Raw genomic sequence first — 19178 nt, 5'->3', positions numbered from 1 at the left:
GGCAACGGGTACGGCGGTGTCGGCTGCGGCGGGCGGAGCGCCGGGGACGGCGGCGTCGGCTGGGGCTGGCGGGGCGGCGGATGTGGCGAGTGCAATGGATGTGGTGGACGCGACGAATATGGGGGACGTTGCGGACGAGGCAGACATGGCTGACATAGCGGACGTGACAGATCCGACAGACGAGGCCGACGAGACAGGCAGGGTAGACGGAACAGGCGAACCAGAATCGGCGGGCGGGGCTGAAGCGACAGACACAAGGGAGGCGACCGACCCATGGGCGGAAACGGGGACCTCAGGGGAAACGGGGGCCTCAGGAGCCCCAGCGACCTCAGGGAACTCAGAGAACGCAGAGAACTCATCAGAGAACTCAGAGGACTCAGGGTCAGCGAAGCCGACCTCCGCGGTTGACCCTGTTCGATCCTCCATGTTTCACTCCGAGGGTGACTGATCACAGCTCGCGATTCTGGCGGAGGGTCCATCTGGACCTGGTCCGCTATGCGGGCTGCATGTGTCGTCCGTCCTGTTGATCCGCATCCCCTTCCCCGCGCGGCCGCCCGCCCTTGCCCGGCAGCCGCGCCGCTTCGCGCTCACTCAGGACGGTTCCCGTGCCCGACGTACGTACCCCCGCGCGCCCGCATGCCACCACCAACGGCAATGACGGCGGGCCCAGCGCATCCGAACTCCTCGACTTCGCCCGCCGTACCGCCGCCGACGCGGCGCTCATCGCCGCACTTCCGCTCGACCCCGAAGGCCGTACCTGGATCCGCCTGGACGGGCCGGGCGGCAGCGAAGCCTGGCTGATCGGCTGGCCGCCGGGCACCGGCACCGGCTGGCACGACCACGGTGGTTCCCGCGGCGCCTTCGCGACGGCCGGCGGCGAGCTGACGGAACAATCGCTCGCCGCCCAACTGCCCACCGAGGGCTGGAAGACCCTGGAGCTCGCCGACGGCGTGGACCGGGAGCGCAAGCTCAGCGACGGCAACGGCCGGGCGTTCGGCCCGCACCACGTCCACCAGGTCCTCAACACCTCCGCCGACACCCATGCGGTGTCCGTCCACGCCTACTACCCGCCCCTCCCGCTGATCCGCCGCTACAGCCGCACCGGCCCGGTGCTGCGCCTCGAAGAGGTCGAGCGCCCGGAGGAGTGGGTATGAGCGCCATCGACGCATTGCTCGCCCGGGCCCGGCACGAACTGGGCCACCGAGTGAACCCCCAAGAAGCCGCCGCCCTCCAGGAATCGGGGGGCCTCCTGGTCGACATCCGGTACGCCCAGCTACGCGAGCGCGACGGCACCATCCCCGGCGCCCTGATCGTGGAACGCAACGAACTCGAATGGCGCCTCGACCCCACGGGCGAACACCGCGCCCCCGAGGCAACTCACCACGATCTGCCGGTCATCGTCATCTGCAACGAGGGCTACGCCTCCACCCTGGCCGCCCTCTCCCTCCGCCAACTGGGCCTCCACCGAGCGACCGACCTGGCCGGCGGCTTCCAGGCCTGGCGCACAGCAGGCCTCCCCGTAAGAACCTGACCTTCCCCCCGCTTCCCCCTCCCCCGCCCCGCCCTCCCACCACCACCCACCGACCAACACCAACACACCATCCCCGAGCCGCAGGACCAGCCGGCCAACCGCAAACGCCGCGGCAACAGGGCGGCAACAAGGCGGCAGACCCACCACCTTCGCCAACGAGATCTACAAGCGCCGCAAAGAAGCCGAGCGGACGATCAACCGGCTGAACGACTTCAGAGCCGTGGCTGCTCGGGACGACAAGCGGGCCCTGCACCGGCGACGAGAGGTCCGCAGGACAGGCCCTCAGGCCACCCGTGCCACTCGTGCCGCCTGTCAGTCGTCCGGCAGATGCTGCTCCAGCAGTTCTGGGTCCTCGCCTTCCTCCTCCAGGGCCCGTTTGACGACGCGGAGGGCAAGGCCCTCCGGGTAGCCCTTGCGGGCCAGCATTCCGGCGAGGCGGCGGAGGCGCTTTTCGCGGTCCAGGCCTCTGGTGCTGCGCAACTTGCGGTCGACCAGCTCGCGGGCGGTGGACTCCTCCTGTTCGGAGTCGAGGCGGCCGACGGCCTCCTCGATCAGGGCGGAGTCCACCCCCTTGGTGCGCAGTTCGCGGGCCAGCGCACGCCGGGCCAGGCCGCGCCCATGGTGGCGGGACTCCACCCAGGCATCGGCGAAGGCCGCATCGTTGATCAGGCCGACGTCCTCGAAGCGGGACAGCACTTCCTGTGCGGCCTCCTCGGGGATGCCCCGCCGGCGCAGGGCGTCCTCGAGTTGCTTGCGGGTACGCGGATTCCCGGTGAGCAGGCGCAGGCAGATGGCCCGCGCCTGCTCCTCGGGCGTTCGCGGTGGTCCCGTCTCGGCCCTCGACGAGGAGGGACCACCGCTGTCCTCATGGCCGTCTTCGCGGGCCTGGCGGCCCCGACGGCCTTCACGGCCCCTACGGCCGTTACGGGTCTCGGCGTCACCGGCAGCGCTGAGCTCGTCCTCGCTGTCCGGCCATTCCGTTCGCCGTGTCATGGCGGACTAGCTCTTGGCCGCGGCGGCCTTGGAACCCTTTGCGGCCTTGGCCGCCGGTGCCGGAGCCGCGGTGGCCGGGTCGGCCGCCGCACCCGCGGCGTCCGCGCCGGGCGCCGCCGCCGGGTCCTGCGGCTTCACGCCGATACCGAGCTTCTCCTTGATCTTCTTCTCGATCTCGTTGGCGAGATCCGGGTTGTCCTTGAGGAAGTTACGGGCGTTCTCCTTGCCCTGACCGAGCTGGTCGCCTTCGTACGTGTACCAGGCGCCCGACTTACGGATGAAGCCGTGCTCCACACCCATGTCGATCAGGCCGCCCTCACGGCTGATGCCCTGGCCGTAGAGGATGTCGAACTCGGCCTGCTTGAAGGGCGGGGAGACCTTGTTCTTGACGACCTTGACGCGGGTGCGGTTTCCGACCGCTTCCGTGCCGTCCTTGAGGGTTTCGATGCGACGGATGTCGAGACGCACCGAGGCGTAGAACTTCAGCGCACGGCCACCGGTCGTGGTCTCCGGCGAGCCGAACATCACGCCGATCTTCTCGCGGAGCTGGTTGATGAAGATCGCGGTGGTCTTGGACTGGTTGAGCGCGCTGGTGATCTTGCGGAGTGCCTGGCTCATCAGCCGGGCCTGGAGGCCGACGTGGGAGTCGCCCATCTCACCCTCGATCTCGGCCCGCGGCACCAGGGCGGCGACGGAGTCGATCACGATGAGGTCGAGCGCACCGGAGCGGACCAGCATGTCCGTGATCTCCAGGGCCTGCTCGCCGTTGTCCGGCTGGGAGAGGATCAGGGCGTCGGTGTCCACACCGAGCTTCTTGGCGTACTCGGGGTCGAGGGCATGCTCCGCGTCGATGAACGCGACGGAGCCGCCGGCCCTCTGGGCGTTCGCGACAGCGTGCAGGGTCAGGGTCGTCTTACCGGAGGATTCCGGGCCGTAGACCTCGATGACGCGGCCGCGGGGGAGACCGCCGACGCCGAGGGCGACGTCGAGCGCGGTGGATCCGGTGGGGATGACCTCGATGGGCTCCTTCGACCTCTCCCCCATGCGCATCACGGCGCCCTTGCCGAATTGCCGTTCAATCTGTGCGAGCGCGGCGTCCAGCGCCTTCTCGCGGTCAGTGCCTGCCATGGGTTCCACCCGATTTGCTTGAGTCGATCGCTTCACGTCCATGACGCTAACGCCTGCCACTGACAATGCGCCCGGACCCGGCTCCGGCCTGTGGATAACTCCGCGAAAACCCCGGAAACACAGGCCGGATCCCTCATGAGAATGGATGTTCGATTTTACTGTCAAGCGACCCGCCCGCCCTCGCCGTGGAGAGTCGGTGCGGGCGGGGGCAGGGGAAGGGCCAAGGCTCAGCCGGCCTCGGGGCGGCCGCTGGACGAAGAGGACGGCGAGGAAGACGGGGAGGAGGGCTCGGCGGGGTGGTGGGGATCCTGGCCGGTTGTGGCGCTCTCGGTGCCGTCCTGGACGGGGGCGGCGTGCTCGGTGTCGTCCTCCTGCGCGGAGGCCGCTGTCCGGTCCGTCAGCGGGGACGCGGGCTGCTCGGCGTGCAGGGTCCGGCGGGCGCGGGCGAGGAGGTCGGCGGTGCGCCGGCGGCGGGCCCGGCCGTTGACGCGCAGGTCGCCGGGGACCTCGTAGCGCTTGACGTACGCGCCGAGGAACGCCTGGAGCGTCGCCGTCGCCGGGATGGCGATGAGCGCGCCCACCGCGCCCATCAGGGCCGTTCCGGCCACGACCGACCCGAAGGCGACGGCGGGATGGATGTCCACCGTCTTGGCGGTGATCCGCGGCTGGAGGAGGTAGTTCTCGAACTGCTGGTACACCACGACGAAGCCGAAGACCCACAGCGCGTGCCAGGGGTCGACGGTGAACGCGATCAGGATGGGCAGCGCACCCGCCAGATACGTGCCGATGGTGGGGATGAACTGGGAGACCAGGCCGACCCACATACCCAGCGCCGGGGCGTACGGGACGCCCATCAGCTCCAGCAGGACGTAGTGCGAGACGCCGGAGATCAGGGCCATCAGACCACGGGAGTAGAGGTAGCCGCCGGTCTTGGCGACCGCGATCTCCCAGGCGCGCAGGACCTCCGTCTGCCGGCGGGGCGGGAGGACGGAGCACAGCGCGCGGCGCAGCCGGGGCCCGTCGGCGGCGAAGTAGAACGAGAACAGCGCCACCGTCAGGAGGTTGAACAGACTGCCCAGCACCGTCGCTGAGACGGCCAGGACGTTGTTGGCGCTGTCCTGGACGTACTTCTGGAGCCAGTCGGACCGGAGCAGGTTGTTCTGCACCTCCACCCGTGAGAGGTGGGTGTGCATCGTGTTGTTGATCCAGCTGATCACGTGGTCCAGGTACTGCGGGAACTCCTCGACCATGGTGGCTATCTGGCCGGCGAGCATCGAGCCCAGGAGCGTGAAGAAGCCGACCGCGGCGACGAGGATGCCCAGGAAGACCAGCCCCGTCGCCAGGCCGCGCCGCATGCCGCGGGCCGCCATCCAGTCGACGGCCGGCTCGACGGCCAGCGCGAGGAAGAACGCGATCAGTACGTTCAGCAGCAGGCTGATCAGCTGGTGGAAGCCCCAGATGGCGAGCTGGTAGCAGCCCACGAGGGCGAGCGCGAGCACCATGGCGCGCGGCAGCCAGCGCGGCATCCGCGCATCGGACCAGCCCTCGGGCCGGTCCTCGGGCCGCTCATCGGGCCTTTGGACGTCGTTGCTGGTGATCTCATCAGACACGGGCACGCTGCCCAGTGTCGCGCACGGCACCGACAATCCCGGCCGTGGGCCCAGAACCGCCCGCGGTGATCCCTCGCCCCGCTCGCTGCCGGCACCAGGCCGCCCGCTCCCGCAGCCCCTCAGCGTTTGTCGGCCGGCACATCCATCACCGAGCAGACCACCCGCCACACCTCTTTGGCGCTCCAGCCCGCGTCCAGCGCCTCGTGGACGGTCCGGCCGCCGAGTCCGGACATCACATGATCGCGCGCGAAGGAGTCGGCGTAGCCCGCGCCGAAATGATCCGCCATCCGCTGCCAGAAGACCGTCAACCGCATGCCTCCAGTATCCCGCCCTGGGAGGGCAGCGATGCGTGACCGGTGCCGACGGGGGATTTCGGCCCTACGGTCAGGCCATGGCCGAAAACGTGAGACCACCTTCGACCCCTCTGGCGCGTGCCGAGCGCTTCATCTGGCTGACCGCCCGGGTGCTCGAGCAGCGGCTCTTCGAGTACCACTTCCTCGGCGGCGGGGCGGACCCGGTCGAGACCGCGCTCGCCGCGTACCGCAATGACGACGACGGCTACGGCCACGCCCTGGAGCCCGATCTGCGCGGCCCTGTGAGCCAGCCGCTGCACACCACGCACGCCCTCAAGATCCTCGATGTGATCGGGCGCTGTGACGGCCGCCAGGTGGAGCGGATCTGCCGCTATCTGACGAAGATCTCGACTCCCGATGGCGCGCTGCCCGCGCTGCACCCCTCTCTGCGCGGCTATCCGGCCGCCCCGTGGATCCCGGTGGTCGACGATCCGCCGAGCGCGCTGCTGGCCACCGGCCCCGTGGTGGGGCTGCTGCACCGCAACGAGGTGTGGCACGCCTGGCTGTTCCGGGCCACGGACTACTGCTGGGCCGCCGTGGAGTCCCTGAAGGACACCCATCCCTACGAGGTCGAGGCGGCGGTGGCGTTCCTGGACGGCGCCCCGGACCGGCCGCGGGCCGCCGCGGCGGCCGAGCGGCTGGGCCGGCTCGTACGGGAACAGGGTCTGGTGCTGCTCGACCCGGAGCGCGCCGCGGACGTCCCGGTGGCGGAGGGATATGCCCCCGGCGAGCATCATCTGGCGTACGACTTCGCGCCCACGCCCGGTTCGCTGGCCCGCCACTGGTTCACCGACGAGGAGATGGACCGGGCGCTGGACCACCTCACGGACCTTCAGGAGGAGGACGGCGGCTGGCCCGTCAACTGGCGGGTATGGGCACCGGGGACGGCGCTGGAGGGCCGCCCGATGGTGACGCTGCGGGCGCTGCTCACCCTCCAGGCGTACGGGCGGCCCCTCGGCTGACCGCCGCGGTCCGGGTGCGGTCACCCGCCCAGTGCCCGCACCCCCGCGGTGACGACCACCGCGACGCCCACGACCAGCAGGAACGGGGCTCGCAGGACGAGCACGACGGCCGCGGCGGCCACGCCGGCGGCCTTGGCGTCGAGCATCAGGTGCCGGCCGTCGCTGAAGGTCTGCTGGGCGGTGAGGGCGGCCAGCAGGGCCACCGGGAGCAGCGCGGCCAGCCGTTTGACGAGCGGGCGCTCCAGCACGCCGGCGGGCGCCGACAGGCCGAGGTACTTGACCAGGTAGCAGCCGACGGCGGTGACGGCGATCGCGATCCAGATGTTCATGCCCGGTCCTCCTCGGTGGTGTCGTGGTTCTCCCCGGTCCTCTGCGGGGGCCGGGGCGCGGCGGCACCGGCCGGCTCAACTCCCGCCCGGTCCGCTCCCTTTGCCTCCGCTGCCGCAGGCACTTCCCGCTCCGCCCCGGCTGCCTCGCCTGCCTTGTCTTCCTCGGCTGCCTCCTTGGTACGTTCGCGCCGCCCCTGTGCGACGAGCACGGCGGGCGCGGCGAGCGCCGACAGCAGCACGGGGACGCCGGTGGGCAGCAGCGGCAGCGTCACCATGACCAGCACGACGGCCAGACCGGCCGCGACCCGCTCGACGGTGGACCTGAGCATCGGCGCGAGCAGCGCCAGGAAGACCGCGGGGCTGGCCGCGTCCAGGCCCCATGCGTCGGTGTCGCCGAGCGCCTCCGCGCCCAGGGCGCCGACGAAGGTGGTGAGGTTCCACAGGGCGTAGAGGGTCAGCCCGGTGACGGTGAAGCCCAGGCGGGCGCTGCGGCGGTCGGGCTGGGCCAGGGTGACGGCGGAGGTTTCGTCGATGACCCAGTGGGCGGCGAAGGGTTTGACCGTTGCCCGGTAGCCGAGGACGGCGGACAGCCGCAGCCCGTAGAACGCGTTGCGGGCGCCCAGGAAGAAGGCCCCGGCCGCGGCGGTGAGCGGGTTGCCGCCCGCGGCGAGCGCGCCCACCAGCGCGAACTGCGAGGCGCCGGTGAACACCAGCAGGCTCAGCGCACAGGTCTGTAGCAGGCTCAGGCCGGCGCCGGCCGAGGTCACGCCGAAGGCGAATCCGGAGAGGCCGACGGCGACACCGACGCCGAGGGCGTCCCTGATGACGGCGGAGTCGGGCTTCGCGGGGCGGGCCGGTGCAGGCGGCGCGGCCCGGCTCGTGGTGCGTATCTCTGTCTGTTCTGGCACGCCCCGGACCTTAGGAGGGCGAGGACTCGGGGGTCTTGTACGTTCTTGCACCCCGGCGATCAGGTGTCACGGCGATCAGGTGCCATGGCGATCAGGTGCCATGGCGATCAGGTGCCACGGCGCTGCATGCGTCTGGGCGTTACACCCACCGCTCCCTCCGGTACGCGCCCGGTGTGACGCCCACGATGCGGGTGAAGTGGCGGTTCAGATGGGGCTGGTCGCTGAAGCCGACCGCGGCGGCGGTGTCGGCGGGGGTGCTGCCCGCCTCCAGAAGGCTGCGGGCCCGCCGTACCCGGGCATCGGTGAGCCAGGTGTGCGGCGGCATGCCGTACGCGCTCTTGAAGGCCCGCAGCAGGGCGAACGGGCTGGTACCGAGCTCTTGGGCCAGTTTCTCCAGGGAGGGCGGGTCGGCCATCCGCTCTTCCAGGACGGCCCGGGCGCGGGCGGCGGTCCGTGCGCCCGCGCTGCGGGGCGTACGCGCGGGAAGCGGGCCTCCGTAGCGGCGCAGCAGCCGGGCCACGACGATCCGCAGCAGGCTGTCGGCGGCGAGGGCGTTGCCGGTCTCGGCGGCCCGGTGGATCTCGGTGATCATCCTGCCGAGGTGCGGGTCCTCCGCGCTGGTCTGGGCGAAGCCCACGGTGCCGCGCAGCGTGCTGGTCTCCTCGGCTATCTCGGCGACGACCTCGGACGACGGGTAGAGGGTGGCGTACGCCCAGCCTTCGGGGGCGCCGGCCCGGGCGGTGTGCGCGACCTCCGGGTTGATCATGATGATGCCGCCGTGGCCGGCCCGTACGGTGCCCTTCTGGAGCCCGACCTCCTCGACACCGGAGGTGACCGCGCAGACGACGTAGCCCTCGTGGGCATGGCGGGGGAAGGAGTGCCGGACGTAGCGGGCGCGCAGCAGGTCGAGGCCGGGCAGCCCGGCGTACCTCCAGTGACGCGCCCACTCGCCGCGCGCCCGCGGCGTGGCGTCCGTACCCGGTGCCCCGCCGGTGGTGGCCCCGCCGGTGGCCGCGCCGTCGGTCGCCCCGCCGTCCCCGCTGACCGTGACCATGCGCCCATTCTGCGTCCTGGCAAGGGGCCGCGACCTGCGCGTCCGCGGTGTGGACGGCCGGGGAGGGCCCCGCCGGCAGCCGGGTGCCGGGCTCGCGGGGGCCGCGTTGTCAGTGGTCCGGTGCACGATGGGGAACATGGCCGAGACAGCGCTCGCATCGTTCTCCCCCGCGACCCGCGGATGGTTCGCCGGGGCGTTCAGCGCGCCCACCGCGGCGCAGGAGGGTGCCTGGCGGGCGATCGGGGCCGGCTCGGACGTGCTGGTGGTGGCGCCGACCGGGTCCGGAAAGACGCTCGCCGCGTTCCTCGCGTCGCTGGACGCGCTGGCGAGCACGCCCCCGCCCGCGGAGCCGAAGAAGCGCTGCCGGGTGCTGTATGTCTCACCGCTGAAGGCGCTGGCCGTCGATGTGGAGCGCAATCTGCGCAGTCCCCTGACGGGAATCCGCCAGGAGTCGGTCCGTCTGGGGCTGCCGGAGCCGGACATCACCGTCGGCATCCGCTCCGGGGACACTCCGCCCGCCGAGCGCCGGTCGATCGCCAACCGCCCGCCGGACATCCTCATCACCACCCCCGAATCGCTGTTCCTGATGCTGACGTCCTCCGCGCGGGAGGCGCTGGCGGGCGTCGAGACGGTGATCGTGGACGAGGTGCACGCGGTCGCGGGCACGAAGCGCGGGGCGCATCTGGCGCTGTCCCTGGAGCGGCTCGACGAGCTGCTCCAGCGCCCGGCGCGCCGGATCGGGCTGTCGGCGACGGTGCGCCCGGTGGAGGAGGTGGCCCGGTATCTGTCGCCCCGGCGCCGGGCGGAGATCGTCCAGCCGCCGTCCGGGAAGCGCTTCGACCTCTCTGTGGTCGTCCCGGTGGAGGACATGGGTGAGCTGGGCGGCTCGCCGGTCCAGGAGGGCGACACCGGGGAGAAGCCGTCCATCTGGCCGCAGGTCGAGGAGCGGATCGCCGATCTCGTCCAGGCCCATCGCTCCACGATCGTCTTCGCCAACTCCCGCCGCCTGGCGGAGCGGCTGTGCAACCGGCTCAACGAGATCGCCTACGAGCGGACGACGGGGACGGCGCTGCCCGAGCACCATTCCCCCGCGGAGCTGATGGCCGAGGCCGGTGCCGCCAAGGGCGCGCCGCCGCTGCTGGCCCGTGCGCACCACGGCTCGGTGTCCAAGGAGCAACGTGCCCAGGTGGAGGAGGACTTGAAGGCGGGCCGGCTGCCTGCTGTGGTGGCCACCTCCAGCCTGGAGCTGGGTATCGACATGGGCGCGGTGGATCTGGTCGTCCAGGTGGAGTCGCCGCCGTCGGTCGCGTCCGGTTTGCAGCGGGTGGGCCGGGCCGGGCATCAGGTGGGCGCGGTCTCGACGGGCATCGTCTTCCCCAAGTACCGCGGGGATCTGGTGCAGGCGGCCGTGGTGACGGAGCGGATGCGCTCGGGGGCCATCGAGGCGCTGCGGGTGCCCGCCAATCCGCTGGATGTGCTCGCCCAGCAGGTCGTCGCCATGGCCGCGATGGACACCTGGGACGTGGCGGAGCTGCTGGCCGTGGTCCGGCGGGCCGCCCCGTTCGCCGCGCTCCCGGAGTCGGCGTTCACGGCCGTGCTGGACATGCTCGCCGGCCGCTACCCCTCGGACGCCTTCGCCGAGCTGCGGCCGCGCCTGGTGTGGGACCGCGTCGCACAGACCGTGACCGGCCGCCCCGGTGCCCAGCGTCTGGCCGTGACGTCCGGTGGAACGATCCCCGACCGCGGTCTGTTCGGGGTGTTCCTGGCGGGCGGCGACTCCGGCAAGGGCGGCGGCCGCCGGGTGGGCGAGCTGGACGAGGAAATGGTCTACGAGTCCCGCGTCGGCGATGTGTTCACGCTCGGTACGACATCCTGGCGCATCGAGGACATCACCCGCGACCGGGTGCTGGTCACCCCCGCCCCCGGAGTGCCCGGCCGGCTGCCCTTCTGGAAGGGCGACCAGCTCGGCCGCCCCCTCGAACTGGGCCGTGCGCTGGGCGCGTTCCTCCGCGAGATCGGCTCGCTCTCCCCGGAGGACGCCGGGGCCCGGCTGTCCGCCGCCGGGCTGGACGACTGGGCGGTGTCCAACGTGCTGGGCTATCTGGCCGAGCAGAAGCAGGCCTGCGGCCATGTCCCCGACGACCGCACGATCGTCGTCGAGCGGTTCCGTGACGAGCTGGGCGACTGGCGGGTGGTGATCCACTCCCCCTTCGGCGCGCAGGTCCACGCCCCCTGGGCACTGGCCCTCGGTGCCCGTCTCACCGAGCGCTACGGCATGGACGCCCAGGTGATGCACGCCGACGACGGCATCGTGCTGCGGCTGCCCGACGCCGACCTGATGGGTCTCGATCTCCTCGACGGGGACGGCGGGTTCGGGCCGTCCGCCGATCCGGGCCTGGGCGCGCGGGGTGCGGAGTTCGACCCCGAGCAGTCGCCCGTGGGGGCGGCCGATGTCGCCTTCGACCAGGGGGAGGTCGACCAGCTCGTCACGGACCAGGTGGGCGGTTCGGCGCTGTTCGCCTCCCGGTTCCGGGAGTGCGCGGCCCGCGCGCTGCTGCTGCCGCGGCGCAGCCCCGGCAAGCGCACGCCGTTGTGGCAGCAGCGCCAGCGCGCGGCCCAACTGCTCCAGGTGGCCAGCGAGTTCGGGTCCTTCCCGATCGTGCTGGAGGCCGTGCGCGAATGCCTCCAGGACGTCTTCGACGTACCGGGGCTGGCGGAGCTGATGGGCGACATCGAAGCCCGTCGGGTCCGGCTGGTGGAGGTCACCACACCCGAAGCGTCGCCGTTCGCGCGCTCGCTGCTGTTCGGCTACGTCGCCCAGTTCCTCTACGAGGGCGACTCCCCGCTCGCGGAGCGCCGCGCGGCGGCCCTGTCCCTCGACTCCCGGCTGCTCGCCGAGCTGCTGGGCCAGGCCGAGCTGCGCGAACTGCTGGACGCCGAGGTGCTGGCCGAGCTGGAGCGCGAGCTGCAATGGCGCACCGAGGACCGGCGGGTCAAGGATCCTGAGGCCGTCGCGGACGTACTGCGGCTGCTGGGTCCGCTGACCGACGCCGAGCTGGTGGAGCGGGGTGCGGACCCGGCGTGGCCCAGGGAGCTGGCCGCCGCCCGCCGGGCCATCTCGGTGCGGATCGCCGGCGCCGACCACTGGGCCGCGGTCGAGGACGCCGGCCGGCTCCGCGATGCGCTGGGCACGGCGCTGCCGGTCGGTGTCCCCGAGTCGTTCACCGAACCGGTCAAGGACCCGCTCGGCGACCTGCTGTCCCGGTATGCCCGTACGCACGGCCCGTTCACCTCCGAGCAGGCCGCCGCCCGCTTCGGCCTGGGCACGGCCGTCACCGACGGCGCGCTGCACCGCCTCGCCGCCGCCGGCCGGGTCGTCCAGGGGGAGTTCCACCCCGCGGGCATCGGCCAGGAGTGGTGTGACGCGCAGGTGCTGCGCAGGCTGCGCCGGCGCTCGCTCGCGGCGCTGCGCGAGGAACTGGAGCCGGTGCCGCCCGCCGCGCTCGCCGCCTTCCTCCCCCAGTGGCAGCATGTCGGCCCGCCGCGCCCGGCGACGGTGAGCGGCACACCGGCACCGGCCGGTGGCGCGTCGCACAGCCTGCGCGGCATCGACGGACTGGTGCGCGCCATCGAGCAGTTGCAGGGCGCGCCGGTGCCGGCCTCCGCCCTGGAGAAGCTGGTGCTGCCGTCCCGGGTCGCCGGCTACTCCCCCGCCATGCTGGACGAACTGACCGCCACCGGCGAGGTGCTGTGGGCCGGTGCCGGTGCGCTGCCCGGCAAGGACGGCTGGCTCTCCCTCCATCTCGCCGATGCGGCCCCCCTGCTGCTTCCGCCGCCGCTCCCCCTGGAGCTGACCGCGCTGCACGAATCTCTGCTGACCGCTCTGGCCCCCGGCTACGGCCTGTTCTTCCGCCAGCTCGCCGACCAGGTCCGCGCCACCACCCACCCCGAGGTCACGGATCCCCAACTGGCCGATGCGCTCTGGGATCTGGCCTGGTCGGGGCGGCTGACCAATGACACCCTGGCCCCGCTGCGCGCCCTCCTCGGCTCGGGCCGTACGGCAGGCTCGACCGCCCACCGCGCCCGGCGCGCGGTGCCCCGTGGCCGATACGGCTCGCTGACCGCGGCCACGGGCCGCAGCGGCCGCCCCACCGCCTCCCGTTCGGGCCCGCCGACCGTGGGCGGCCGCTGGTCACTGCTGCCCGCCCCCGAGCCGGACGCCACCCACCGCGCCCACGCCCTGGCCCGTACGCTCCTGGACCGCCATGGCATCGTCACCCGCGGTGCGGTGGCCGCCGAAGGGGTCGAGGGCGGGTTCTCCGCGGCGTACCGGGTACTGGCCGCGTTCGAGGAGTCCGGTCAGGCCCGCCGCGGCTATGTCGTCGAGGGGCTGGGCGCCGCCCAGTTCGCGATGGACGGCGCGGTGGACCGGCTGCGCGCGGTCAGCACCCAGCGCGAGCGCACCACCGATGACGCCCTGGCGGACTCCGGACCGGCGCAGCCGCGGCGCGGCGGTCCTCAGCGCGCCGTCGTGCTGGCCGCCGCCGACCCGGCCAACGCCTACGGTGCCGCCCTGCCCTGGCCCGATCCGCCGGAGGGTTCGACCCACAAGCCCGGGCGTAAGGCGGGTTCCCTGGTCGTGCTGGTCGACGGCGAGCTGACGCTCTATATGGAGCGCGGTGGCAAGACCCTGCTCTTCTGGCCCCTCGGCCAGGATCCGGCCCAGGCGCCCCACGAGCCCCGCCTCCGGCTCGCCGTCGAGGCGCTCACCGACGCCGCCCGCGCCGGCGCGCTGGGCACCATCACCACCGAACGCATCAACGGCACCGCGGCCCTCACCTCCCCCTTCGCCCCCGTCCTGGAATCCGCCGGCTTCCATCCGACCCCGCGGGGGCTGCGACTACGGGGCTGAGCACACCGACGCCCCGGCCGACGGGCGCCCCGGCTCGCAACCCCACCTGTCGGCCCCCGCCCCCGCCCCCGCCCCCGCCCCCGCCCCCAGAATCCCGGCGCTCCCGGCGCTCCCGGCGCTCCCGGCGCTCCCGGCATGATGGTGGCATGCCCGAAGGCGACACCGTCTGGCGCTTGGCCCAGCGGCTCCACGAAGCGCTGGCCGGCCACCCGCTGACCCGCTGCGACCTGCGGATGCCCCGGCTCGCGACGGTGGATCTCACCGGCCGCGGCGTCCGGGAGGTGGTTCCCCGGGGCAAGCACCTCCTCACCCGCTTCGAGGGCGGCCTGACCCTGCACTCCCATCTGCGGATGGACGGTGCCTGGCAGCTCTACGGCCCGGACGAGCGCTGGCGTGGCGGCCCCGCCCACCAGATCAGGGCGGTCCTCGGCACGGCGGAGCACACCGCGGTCGGCTACCGCCTGCCCGTCCTCGACCTGCTGCGCACCGCCGACGAATCCCGGGTCGTCGGCCACCTGGGGCCCGATCTCCTCGGCCCCGACTGGGACCCCGAGGAGGCCCTTGGCCGGCTGCTCGCCGATCCCGCCCGGCCGCTCGGCGAGGCCCTGCTCGACCAGCGCAATCTCGCCGGGATCGGCAATGTCTACAAGTCCGAGCTGTGCTTCCTGCTGCGCGCCTCCCCCTGGCTCCCCGTGCGGGAGCTCCCTGAGCCGCAGCGCGTCCCCGTGCTCGCCAAGAAGCTCCTCGAGGCCAACAAGCGGCGCCCGGCCCGTATCACCACGCCCAGCGCCCGCCCGGATCGCCGGCTGTGGGTGTACGGCCGGGCCGGCCGCCCCTGTCTGCGCTGCGGTACGCCGGTGCGCACCGCCGACCAGGACCCGACCGCGGAGGAACGCGTCACCTACTGGTGCCCGGCCTGCCAGCCCGGCCCGCCCGGCGGCCGAAGCGTCCTGCCCGGCAATTGACACCCCGTCACCCGCCACGGCCTGCGCATCACCGCCGTCGCTCCTCAGTGCCTGCGCCCGACCGGCGCCGTTGCCATGCCCTGGTGAGCGCCGCGCGAGCCTCCCGCACCCCCTGAGCCGCCGCACGCCGGCAGGTACCCTCGCCCCGCCCCTGCCAGGGGACGCAGTGCACCGGCAGCAGGCTGAGCCCCCAGCCCCCCAGCACCGCGGCTCCCTCGACCACGCCCGCCGCATGCGGGCACAGCATCAGCCGGAGCGCGGCCCACCACCACAGTCCCCCGGCCAGGGCCGCGGATATCCAGCGCGCCGGCACGGCCGGCCGGCGCCGACCGGCCGGTTCACGGCCCGGGAGCCGCCCGGCCGGTCTGCGGGCCGCCGATCCACGCCATGCCATGGGTGCCTCCTCCGGCCGACGCTAGACGGGCCCGCCGCCGGCGGGGAGAGCGCACCGGCGCATTGCCGGCGCGCAGGCGCCGCCGCAAGCCCCGGTCAGTGGTGTGCCTCGGCCTGGAACATCCAGTGGTGCTTCTCCAGGTCGGCGGTGAGGCCGATGAGGATGTCCTGGCTGACCGGGTCCGGCTCGGCGGTGGCGATGATCCGCTCGCGCATCCTGCGGACGACCGCGCCCAGGGCGCTCACCATGGCCCGCACCACTTCACCGTCCTTGATCCAGCCGTCCTGCACCTCGCTGATGCCGCTGGTCTTGGCGACGGTGGCGGCCCGGCCGTCGGGGGACACCCCGATCGCGGACGCCCGCTCGGCCACCGTGTCGGCGTGCTTACGGGCGCTGGCGACCACCTCGTCGAGCTGGAGGTGGACGGAGCGGAAGCGGGGGCCGATCACGTTCCAGTGCACCTGCTTGGCGATGAGGGAGAGGTCGACCAGATCGACGAGGGCTCCTTGCAGGGCGCTGCCGACGGTGGTGCGGTCTTCGTCGGCCAGCGTGCTCTTGACCACAGACATCCGGTTACTCCTGTTCGAGCGAGAAAGGGAGCGACTGCTCTGTTACCGATCGGGCGATTTATCCGATTTGGCCATCGTACAAATGAATCGCAGGCTCCGGGCGGCCCGGGAGGACCGCCCGCGCGCTCACCACAGCCGTGCGCGCCCCGCGCACGCGGACAGCAGTGAGCCCCGGCGGACTGCTGCCCGCCGGGGCTCACTGCGTACGAACAGGGGTGTCAGGCCGCGACGACATCCACGACGTCGGCCGGGGACTTGATGGTCACGCGCTCCTCGGGCACACCGGCCAGGGAAGTGACGGACACCGAATTGAGCTTCGGCCGCACCGGTGCCGGCACCGGGTCGCTCGCGGCCGCGGATGCTGCCAGCTCGGCGAGCGCCAGCTCGTCACTGACCTCCCGCATGAGCTCGGACATGCGCACATCCAGCGCGTCACAGATCGCCGAGAGCAGCTCGGAGGACGCCTCCTTCTGGCCCCTCTCGACCTCGGACAAATAGCCGAGCGACACCCGAGCGGAGGACGAGACCTCGCGCAGGGTGCGGCCTTGGCGCTGACGCTGTCGGCGCAGCACGTCACCCAGCAGGCGACGAAGCAGAATCATCGCTGGCTCCCTCCTCGGACCTCGGATCCGGATCCTTCTCGCCCCACCGTACCGCCTCGGGCCGCGGCCGTGCGGGGTGCAATTACGTGTTCACTCAGGGCTGCAAACATCCATTCCCCCCGTGTTGTTCCGTATCCTGTGCCCGCCTATTTTCTGTCAGTTCGCTCAACAACAGTGCGAGCACGGCGTCGATGGTGTCTCGGCGGATCCGGTCACGATCCCCCGACAGCGCAAGCCGGCGCACCTCTCCGGCGCCGCCCGGGCCCCGGACCGCCACGAAAACGGTGCCCACCGGCTGCCCGTCCTGCGGCTCGGGCCCGGCCACACCGGTCGTGGCGATGCCCCAGTCGGCGCCCAGCACCCGCCGCACACCGTCCGCCATCTGCCGCGCGACCTCGGCGTCCACCGCTCCGCGCGCGGCCAGCAGGGCACCGTCCACGCCCAGCAGCTCCCGCTTGAGCTCGGTGGCGTACGCCGTGACCGAGCCGCGCAGCACCCGTGAGGCCCCGGGGACGGCGGTCAGCGCGCCCGATACCAGGCCGCCGGTGAGCGACTCGGCGACCGCCAGGCTCTGTCCGCGCCCCGCGAGCAGTTCCAGCGCCCCGGCCGCCACAGAACCCGGCCCGCTCACCGCGCGGTGTTCCTTCCGGCCTCGGCCTCGGTCTTCGCGGCCCGCTCGGCGCGCTCCCTGGCCAGCCCGGCCCGGCGCATCATCACGGCCTGCCGGACGTAGTCGAGGCCGGTCGCGACCGTCAGCACCACAGCCACCGCCATCACCCACCAGCGGAAGGAAGCCAGGGGGCCGGTCAGCACCAGGACGTACATCCCGACCGCGGTGCCCTGCGCCAATGTCTTGATCTTGCCGCCGCGGCTGGCCGGAATCACACCGTGCTTGATCACCCAGAACCGCATCAGCGTGATGCCGAGCTCCCGGAAGAGGATCACGCCCGTCACCCACCAGGGCAGATCGCCCAGCACCGACAGACAGATCAGCGCGGCCCCCATGATCGCCTTGTCCGCGATCGGGTCGGCGATCTTGCCGAAGTCGGTGACCAGGTTGTACGTGCGCGCCAGGTGCCCGTCGAAGACATCGGTGATCATGGCGACGGCGAAGGCCGCCCAGGCGAAGGCGCGCCAGGCCCGGTCGGTCCCGTTGTCGTGCATCAGCAGCAGGACGAAGGCCGGGACCAGCACCAGCCGCAGCATCGTCAGGACGTTGGCGATGTTCCACAGCCCGGCCTGCCGGACGACCGGCGCCGTGCGCGGCCCACCAGCGGCGGAAGCCGGGACTCCGGTCATCTGCCCGCCTCCTCGGTACACCCTGTGCCGTCCACCGACAGCACCTCGGCCACGAGGTCCACGCCCTCGCTCGCGACCACCTTTGCTTCGACCATACGACCGGGCGAGAGCTCCAGGGCGGTCGAGAGCAGGGTGACCCCGTCGGTCTCCGGCGCCTGGTGCGCGGCCCGCCCGACGATGCCGTCCTCGTCGTCGATCCGGTCGACCAGCACCCGCACGGTTTCGCCGACCCGCTCCTCGGCGCGCTGCGCGGTCAGCTCCTCGGCCAGCCGCGACACCCGCGCCAGCCGCTCGGCGACCTCGTCCGGATCGACCTTGTTCTCGTACGAGGCGGCCTCGGTGCCGTCCTCGTCGGAGTAACCGAAGACGCCGATGGCATCGAGCCGCGCCTCGGTGATGAAGCGCTCCAGCTCCGCCAGGTCGCTCTCGCTCTCCCCGGGGAAGCCGACGATGAAGTTCGAGCGGGCACCGGCCTGCGGCGCCTTCGTACGGATCTGCGCGAGCAGGTCCAGGAAGCGGTCGGTGTCGCCGAAGCGGCGCATCGCCCGCAGCACTCCGGGCGCGGAGTGCTGGAAGGACAGGTCGAAGTACGGCGCGACCTTGTCCGTCCCGGTCAGGACGTCGATCAGCCCCGGACGCATCTCGGCCGGCTGGAGGTAGCTGACCCGGATCCGCTCGATGCCGTCGACGGCCGCCAGCTCCGGCAGCAGCGTCTCCAGCAGCCGGATGTCGCCGAGGTCCTTGCCGTAGGAGGTGTTGTTCTCGGAGACCAGCATGATCTCCTTGACGCCCTGCTCGGCCAGCCAGCGGGTCTCGCCGAGGACGTCCGAGGGGCGGCGCGAGATGAACGAGCCGCGGAAGGACGGGATGGCGCAGAACGAGCAGCGCCGGTCGCAGCCGGAGGCCAGCTTCACCGAGGCCACCGGGCTGGTGCCGAGGCGGCGGCGCAGCGGCGCCCGCGGTCCGGAGGCCGGGGCGATGCCCTCCGGCAGGTCCTCGGGCAGACCCGCCGGCGGAACCGGCTCGCCGGAATCGGTCTGGGCGTGGCCGGGCAGCGCGACATCGGCGGCGCCCTGCCGCTCGGCCGGGCTGATCGGCAGCAGCTTGCGGCGGTCGCGCGGCGTGTGCGAGGCGTGGATGCCGCCGCTCAGGATGGTCTGAAGGCGGTCGGAGATATCGCCGTAGTCGTCAAAGCCGAGGACCCCGTCGGCCTCCGGCAGCGCCTCGGCGAGCTCCTTGCCGTAGCGCTCGGCCATGCAGCCGACGGCCACCACGGCCTGGGTTCTGCCGTGATCCTTCAGATCGTTGGCTTCCAGCAGGGCGTCGACGGAGTCCTTCTTGGCGGCCTCGACGAAGCCGCAGGTGTTGACGACGGCGACATCGGCATCGGCGGCTTCCTCGACCAGCTCCCAGCCGTCCGCCGCCAGGCGGCCTGCGAGCTCCTCCGAGTCCACCTCGTTACGGGCGCAGCCAAGGGTGACAAGGGCGACAGTGCGGCGTTCGGGCATAGGCCTCAGCCTACTTCGTCCCGGACACCCCTTTGGCGCCGGTCTCCGCCGCCGGCCCCGG

Annotated in this window: 19 protein-coding genes and 1 pseudogene; 7 read left to right on the top strand and 13 right to left on the bottom strand. The window is 72.5% G+C overall.

Going from position 1 to position 19178, the window contains the following annotated elements:
• The first annotated feature begins 440 nt into the window (after positions 1-440).
• The 4 genes and pseudogenes from ACZ55A_RS31770 to ACZ55A_RS31755 all read left to right on the top strand — a co-directional run.
• A complete protein-coding gene (locus ACZ55A_RS31770) occupies positions 441-527 on the top strand; it encodes a putative leader peptide (RefSeq protein ID WP_311044721.1) in 87 nt (28 codons plus the stop codon).
• Positions 528-605: 78 nt separating this feature from the next.
• Complete coding sequence (locus ACZ55A_RS31765; protein WP_468847401.1) at positions 606-1154, top strand: cupin domain-containing protein; 549 nt, start codon at positions 606-608, stop codon at positions 1152-1154.
• Complete coding sequence (locus tag ACZ55A_RS31760) at positions 1151-1531, top strand: rhodanese-like domain-containing protein (RefSeq protein WP_468847399.1); 381 nt, start codon at positions 1151-1153, stop codon at positions 1529-1531. Before ACZ55A_RS31765 ends, ACZ55A_RS31760 begins: the two co-directional genes overlap by 4 nt.
• 54 nt (positions 1532-1585) lie before the next feature.
• A pseudogene (locus ACZ55A_RS31755) lies at positions 1586-1778 on the top strand (IS5/IS1182 family transposase); the annotation flags it as partial.
• Between the two features lie 65 nt (positions 1779-1843).
• On the opposite strand, the gene recX reads toward ACZ55A_RS31755, so the two are convergent.
• The 4 genes from recX to ACZ55A_RS31735 form a co-directional block, all read right to left on the bottom strand.
• On the bottom strand, positions 1844-2524 hold the full coding sequence (gene recX, locus ACZ55A_RS31750; protein ID WP_468847396.1) for a recombination regulator RecX: 681 nt from the start codon (positions 2522-2524) through the stop codon (positions 1844-1846).
• Between the two features lie 6 nt (positions 2525-2530).
• Positions 2531-3652: a recombinase RecA gene (gene recA, locus ACZ55A_RS31745; protein WP_468847394.1), complete on the bottom strand. Its 1122-nt coding sequence runs from the start codon at positions 3650-3652 to the stop codon at positions 2531-2533.
• Between the two features lie 227 nt (positions 3653-3879).
• Positions 3880-5178, bottom strand: a complete 1299-nt coding sequence (locus tag ACZ55A_RS31740) for an AI-2E family transporter (protein ID WP_468847614.1) — start codon at positions 5176-5178, stop codon at positions 3880-3882.
• Positions 5179-5381: 203 nt separating this feature from the next.
• Entirely contained in the window at positions 5382-5576 is a 195-nt protein-coding gene (locus tag ACZ55A_RS31735; RefSeq protein ID WP_468847392.1) for a DUF3046 domain-containing protein, read from the bottom strand.
• Between the two features lie 77 nt (positions 5577-5653).
• Here ACZ55A_RS31735 and ACZ55A_RS31730 point away from each other — a divergent pair, with 77 nt between their 5' ends.
• Complete coding sequence (locus ACZ55A_RS31730) at positions 5654-6577, top strand: hypothetical protein (protein WP_468847390.1); 924 nt, start codon at positions 5654-5656, stop codon at positions 6575-6577.
• A gap of 20 nt (positions 6578-6597) precedes the next feature.
• On the opposite strand, the gene ACZ55A_RS31725 is transcribed toward ACZ55A_RS31730, so the two are convergent.
• From ACZ55A_RS31725 to ACZ55A_RS31715, 3 genes are all read right to left on the bottom strand, one after another.
• Positions 6598-6906: an AzlD domain-containing protein gene (locus ACZ55A_RS31725; RefSeq protein WP_468847387.1), complete on the bottom strand. Its 309-nt coding sequence runs from the start codon at positions 6904-6906 to the stop codon at positions 6598-6600.
• Positions 6903-7814 carry an AzlC family ABC transporter permease gene (locus ACZ55A_RS31720; protein ID WP_468847384.1) on the bottom strand — a complete coding sequence of 304 codons (912 nt, stop codon included), beginning with the start codon at positions 7812-7814 and terminating at the stop codon, positions 6903-6905. Before ACZ55A_RS31720 ends, ACZ55A_RS31725 begins: the two co-directional genes overlap by 4 nt.
• Positions 7815-7953: 139 nt before the next feature.
• A complete protein-coding gene (locus tag ACZ55A_RS31715; protein WP_468847381.1) occupies positions 7954-8868 on the bottom strand; it encodes a helix-turn-helix transcriptional regulator in 915 nt (304 codons plus the stop codon).
• 136 nt (positions 8869-9004) lie between these two features.
• Between ACZ55A_RS31715 and ACZ55A_RS31710 the strand changes: the two genes are divergently transcribed.
• Both ACZ55A_RS31710 and ACZ55A_RS31705 read left to right on the top strand, forming a co-directional pair.
• The gene (locus tag ACZ55A_RS31710) at positions 9005-13780 is read left to right on the top strand and encodes an Lhr family helicase (protein ID WP_468847377.1); all 4776 of its coding nucleotides are present in this window, start codon (positions 9005-9007) and stop codon (positions 13778-13780) included.
• A 146-nt stretch (positions 13781-13926) separates the two neighbouring features.
• Positions 13927-14745: an Fpg/Nei family DNA glycosylase gene (locus ACZ55A_RS31705; RefSeq protein ID WP_468847375.1), complete on the top strand. Its 819-nt coding sequence runs from the start codon at positions 13927-13929 to the stop codon at positions 14743-14745.
• 28 nt (positions 14746-14773) lie between these two features.
• On the opposite strand, the gene ACZ55A_RS31700 is transcribed toward ACZ55A_RS31705, so the two are convergent.
• The 6 genes from ACZ55A_RS31700 to rimO form a co-directional block, all read right to left on the bottom strand.
• Positions 14774-15139 (bottom strand): hypothetical protein, encoded by a 366-nt coding sequence (locus ACZ55A_RS31700; RefSeq protein ID WP_468847373.1) that lies wholly within the window; start codon positions 15137-15139, stop codon positions 14774-14776.
• A gap of 95 nt (positions 15140-15234) precedes the next feature.
• Positions 15235-15708: a Dps family protein gene (locus ACZ55A_RS31695; RefSeq protein WP_468847371.1), complete on the bottom strand. Its 474-nt coding sequence runs from the start codon at positions 15706-15708 to the stop codon at positions 15235-15237.
• Positions 15709-15926: 218 nt separating this feature from the next.
• Positions 15927-16310, bottom strand: a complete 384-nt coding sequence (locus ACZ55A_RS31690; protein WP_033267408.1) for a helix-turn-helix domain-containing protein — start codon at positions 16308-16310, stop codon at positions 15927-15929.
• A gap of 94 nt (positions 16311-16404) precedes the next feature.
• The gene (locus tag ACZ55A_RS31685) at positions 16405-16941 is read right to left on the bottom strand and encodes a CinA family protein (RefSeq protein WP_468847368.1); all 537 of its coding nucleotides are present in this window, start codon (positions 16939-16941) and stop codon (positions 16405-16407) included.
• Positions 16938-17609 (bottom strand): CDP-diacylglycerol--glycerol-3-phosphate 3-phosphatidyltransferase, encoded by a 672-nt coding sequence (gene pgsA / locus ACZ55A_RS31680; protein ID WP_468847366.1) that lies wholly within the window; start codon positions 17607-17609, stop codon positions 16938-16940. Before pgsA ends, ACZ55A_RS31685 begins: the two co-directional genes overlap by 4 nt.
• On the bottom strand, positions 17606-19117 hold the full coding sequence (gene rimO / locus ACZ55A_RS31675) for a 30S ribosomal protein S12 methylthiotransferase RimO (protein ID WP_468847363.1): 1512 nt from the start codon (positions 19115-19117) through the stop codon (positions 17606-17608). The genes pgsA and rimO overlap by 4 nt, the downstream gene beginning before the upstream one ends.
• Between the last annotated feature and the right edge of the window lie 61 nt (positions 19118-19178).

This window comes from Streptomyces sp. NPDC034111 (assembly GCF_055575375.1).
The sequence above is the reverse complement of the archived record's forward strand: the minus strand, read 5'-3'. Positions and strand labels throughout refer to the sequence as shown.

Excerpts from the sequence above, each read along its gene's own strand:
- ACZ55A_RS31705 (WP_468847375.1), top strand. The coding sequence starts at position 13,927 with ATGCCCGAAGGCGACACCGTCTGGCGCTTGGCCCAGCGGCTCCACGAA.
- ACZ55A_RS31695 (WP_468847371.1), bottom strand. The coding sequence starts at position 15,708 with ATGTCTGTGGTCAAGAGCACGCTGGCCGACGAAGACCGCACCACCGTC.
- ACZ55A_RS31740 (WP_468847614.1), bottom strand. The coding sequence starts at position 5,178 with ATGCCGCGCTGGCTGCCGCGCGCCATGGTGCTCGCGCTCGCCCTCGTG.
- ACZ55A_RS31735 (WP_468847392.1), bottom strand. The coding sequence starts at position 5,576 with ATGCGGTTGACGGTCTTCTGGCAGCGGATGGCGGATCATTTCGGCGCG.
- ACZ55A_RS31730 (WP_468847390.1), top strand. The coding sequence starts at position 5,654 with ATGGCCGAAAACGTGAGACCACCTTCGACCCCTCTGGCGCGTGCCGAG.
- ACZ55A_RS31715 (WP_468847381.1), bottom strand. The coding sequence starts at position 8,868 with ATGGTCACGGTCAGCGGGGACGGCGGGGCGACCGACGGCGCGGCCACC.
- ACZ55A_RS31760 (WP_468847399.1), top strand. The coding sequence starts at position 1,151 with ATGAGCGCCATCGACGCATTGCTCGCCCGGGCCCGGCACGAACTGGGC.
- rimO (WP_468847363.1), bottom strand. The coding sequence starts at position 19,117 with ATGCCCGAACGCCGCACTGTCGCCCTTGTCACCCTTGGCTGCGCCCGT.
- ACZ55A_RS31690 (WP_033267408.1), bottom strand. The coding sequence starts at position 16,310 with ATGATTCTGCTTCGTCGCCTGCTGGGTGACGTGCTGCGCCGACAGCGT.
- recA (WP_468847394.1), bottom strand. The coding sequence starts at position 3,652 with ATGGCAGGCACTGACCGCGAGAAGGCGCTGGACGCCGCGCTCGCACAG.
- pgsA (WP_468847366.1), bottom strand. The coding sequence starts at position 17,609 with ATGACCGGAGTCCCGGCTTCCGCCGCTGGTGGGCCGCGCACGGCGCCG.
- ACZ55A_RS31700 (WP_468847373.1), bottom strand. The coding sequence starts at position 15,139 with ATGGCATGGCGTGGATCGGCGGCCCGCAGACCGGCCGGGCGGCTCCCG.
- ACZ55A_RS31710 (WP_468847377.1), top strand. The coding sequence starts at position 9,005 with ATGGCCGAGACAGCGCTCGCATCGTTCTCCCCCGCGACCCGCGGATGG.
- ACZ55A_RS31725 (WP_468847387.1), bottom strand. The coding sequence starts at position 6,906 with ATGAACATCTGGATCGCGATCGCCGTCACCGCCGTCGGCTGCTACCTG.
- recX (WP_468847396.1), bottom strand. The coding sequence starts at position 2,524 with ATGACACGGCGAACGGAATGGCCGGACAGCGAGGACGAGCTCAGCGCT.